Origin of the sequence: Psychrobacter sp. Ps6, from assembly GCF_022129235.1 — a bacterium.
GTDB lineage: Bacteria > Pseudomonadota > Gammaproteobacteria > Pseudomonadales > Moraxellaceae > Psychrobacter.
The window spans coordinates 1-3,812 of sequence record NZ_JADQAI010000033.1; the positions used below are offsets into that span (position 1 = coordinate 1).

Annotated in this window: 2 protein-coding genes; one reads left to right on the forward strand and one right to left on the reverse strand. The window is 34.9% G+C overall.

The window, feature by feature from the left end; translation table 11 throughout:
* A partial coding sequence (locus I3255_RS13280; protein ID WP_238039237.1) for a DUF885 domain-containing protein occupies positions 1-2,006 on the reverse strand: 2,006 nt, incomplete at its 3' end.
* Between the two features lie 904 nt (positions 2,007-2,910).
* On the opposite strand from I3255_RS13280, the gene I3255_RS13285 reads away from it, so the two are divergent.
* Entirely contained in the window at positions 2,911-3,588 is a 678-nt protein-coding gene (locus I3255_RS13285) for a hypothetical protein (protein WP_238039238.1), read from the forward strand.
* The last annotated feature ends 224 nt before the right edge of the window (positions 3,589-3,812 follow it).

Consider the following 3,812-nt stretch of genomic DNA (forward strand, 5'->3'; position numbering starts at 1 on the left):
TTCTTAATACTTGTTTCAACAACTTCCATAGGTTGATCACCAAATATTAGCAGTTGATCATGGAAGCTCGCCCAGTCAAATTTGTTGCCTAACTCATTTTGGGCTAAAGCAAGCATTTCCATGATTACTAAATACCCAGACTTATAAGATACGGCTTGCCCAACATAGGCCGCATAGCGGAAACTTTCAGATTCGATATCTCCATCACCCAAAGCAGAATTTTGATTCATATAGTTTTGCGCATTTTGGATACTCCATCCTTTTGCATGGATCCCAGTATCTACGGCTAGTCGCATGTTACGTAATTGTGCCTCATTTAGACTACCGAAATATTGCAAGGCGTTACATTCTTCAGCATCGTTATAAATACCGCCTTGGAAGTGGGTATAGTCGAGATCAGGTTTGCACATTCCGGTAGCATTAATAAAGGTTGGTTTGCCTTCAGCGTTTAGTTCACCATAAATACCCATCTCCAGACCTAACCATTCAGTGTACAGCGCCCAGCCCTCGGCATACGCAGTATAGCTAACACCTTTGATGTAATCTGGTTTATCTTTTGGTGGATACTCAATGGAATAAGCATTTTGGAAATGATGACCAGGAGCCGCTTCGTGGAGTAATAGGGTAGAGACATTCCATTTCTGAAGACTATAATTTGGATTAGTATTGAGGTTAAACTCATTACCACCGTAGGAGGCTACGCCATCATATTTCTCGCGGTTAGCAGGAACAGGAACGATGGTGTAATCGGTTTTAATTGGCTTAAAGTATGAGGCAACAATGTTATTTGCATCATTTTTAAAGGTGTTATAGTCGATAAGAGCCGCTTCACAAGCAGTTTGGTCGGATGCCGCTTTGCACAGATTGGCATAAGGTGTATCAGAGATAGTCCGGCCGTCACGGCCATAGAAAAACTGTTCACTGTTGAGATAATCGAAAAACTCATCGAGGTTAACGCTTTTATCTGCATTTACAAGGTTAAACGTACGCTCTTCGACTACGCCATCTGGGTTACGCCATTCGGCTTTAATCGTCTCACCTCGTTTTTTGATGATCAATTGAGCGACTCGAATCATTTCGGCTTTAGCATCGGCTACCAGATCTTCACCGAGCTTGTTCAATTCCATCGCTGATTTGCCCGTTGTACTGTTACGATCAAGCTGCCATTGATACCATGCTTGACCATTTGGTAGATCGCCCCAGCCGATATTGGTGTCAGTAATGTCATTTGTTCCGCGAGCGCTCTTGAAATAGTCTGTTTGCAAGAAATTAATAATATTGTCGACTGCTCTTTGGGCATCATTTACGGCTTTTTGGTATTCAGCTATAAATTCGTCACTATAATCAGCATTACCAGATGCTTTGATATCGTTCAGACCGATCTCTAGTAAACCATAAGGTTGTCCATTGATAGCCATAGCTTCAACGGTACTATTAATAAGACGAGTTGTTAGTATTTTAGGTAGTTGAGCTCCGTCGATAATTGCCAGCGAGTATTGTGATTGTAAATTATTGACCCAAGACGTGAATTCCCTAAGAACCTGAATATGTTTGTGGTAGGCTTCAGGTGATTCTTGTTTACTGCCTGCGGCACTGGCATTCCAGTCTATGTAGTTATAAAAGTGGGTGATGGGAATATCAAAGTTACCGAAACGAGGGTTGGGAAATGAAGCTCCTCTGATGGCAAGATTACGGTCAAATTGGAAAGTATCGTAGTAGATTTTGTCTTCGTCAGACAGTGCATCGCGATTGATTTGTTCTAATTTATCAAGATACATTCGGTCTATCCCCTGACGTGCACTTGCCATTTGGTCTGTTACTTGGCCGAAATGGGTATTGTCGAGGGTGTGGGTTGCATTTTGATAGTTACTTAAGACTGTCCGTAATTGTGTTGCTGGTGGTTCAGTATCTTTAGGCTGTTCGACAACAGTAGTATCATCATTACAGCCACTGAGCATAAGTAAACTGGTTATAGCAAAGGTGTAAGGTAAGGAGTATTTTTTCATTATTCTAATCCTAATATTTTTATCGTATCTCTGGTTTTGCCAGCATTGCGGGCTCAGAATAAGTTATTTGATTTGGGTGATTCAGTTTGTGAGCAGGATCAGGGAATATATCTTTGTTTTTATATGTGAAAATAGAATATTCACAGAATTATGCTTTCATGCAAAGATGAGATGATTTTATAAGTACTGAAGCTGTTTAGGCTGGATAAAATTCCGATAAAACATTCAGGGTTATTGTCTTTTTTTGCTGTTATAAATTAAAAAATGTGGATTGGTTCACAATTATTTACTGTTGGATATCTACATCCTTACTTTTTATTCGCTTTGATTTCTATAAGTCTAATCGAAAAGACTATTATTTTAGTTTGAGGACAAAGTTTATCTATTCCATAGGAAGATAAATAACTTTAATATAAGGAATACTTGAAATGGATTATTTTCTACATTGTTTGGTTTTTCTTATTATATTTAGCTAGTTACAGTACAATTAAACTGATCTATAATCGAGAAAAGATAAAGATACAATATGTTAAATGTAGTCGATTTAGATAAAAGCCATGCTATATAATCGAATAATAGAAGTTGATGGTTTTAAAGTCGATTCTAGGAACAATTTTACGAGTGAAACTATGAATAGTATTTGTTAAATACTATATTTTTACTTATCATATCCAGATGATTTTTAGATGTATGATTACTAATCATTAGGCATTGAAGGAGAAGGATGTATCAATGAGAATTGATTATGAATATATAAAATTAATACTAACTATTTACAAATAGCTATATATAACGGATATCTAATAAAATTAAGTACGGGTGGTTTTGGTTGTATCTGGACGTAGTCGTGTATCTAATTATATTAGATGGATAATTTAAAAAATCATCAATTGAAGTGATTTAAATGATTTGTTTTAATTTAGAGAAAGAAAAAAAACGGTTACAGGATGGCGAATTCACACTCCAATGCTGTCGACTTAATTGGTCTTTCGTTACAAAGAATTTAATTGTAACAATAGGAGAAAAATGGCAAAAAAAACTTGAATCAATTGATTATCCATTGAAAATATTTTTAATTAGTAGTGGAGATGAAAAAAATTATGAAACGATTCAATTTAACATGGTACCTAATCATTTAGGTATTACAAGAGAAAATAAGAATGGTATTGAACATTTTTACGAAAGTGGTTGTTCATTAGTTTTTTCTCAATCAATGGTAAGTAAAATTTCAATTATTATTTATCCATATAAAAGTAAAGCATGTCAAAGATTAGAAGATAATATTATAATTAAATATAATTTACATCCCAATGAAGTGACAAAAAAAACAATCAATGAAGCCTTTGAAATGTTTCTTTTTTATGGGCGAGTAAGTAGTCAATATGGAATTTCTAATCAACTTTCATTTTGTGATAAATTTAATTTAATATATATGAAGTTTAACGATATTCGCCTTAAACAAAAGCGTAAATTAAATTTTTTTCAACTTAAAAATGAATGGCTTAAACAGTTGTTAACTGCAATTGTAGCAATTATCACTGCAATTATAACTACAGTTTTAACAGGGAATTATCTGTCATAAATTTACAGATAGTTACTATACATAATGTCTGCTTACATTAAATAATCTTCTAGCTAAGAAACGTTTGCCTACAAATGAGTGATGAGTTCGAAATGGATCAAAGAAAATACTCATAACAGCTTAAATAAAGTCCCTGCAATAAAAACAGGGACTCAGCATTAATTTACCGTTACCTAAGCTAATTACTTAACTTTTGGCAACGTTGCTAAAATTGCAGCTAGCGT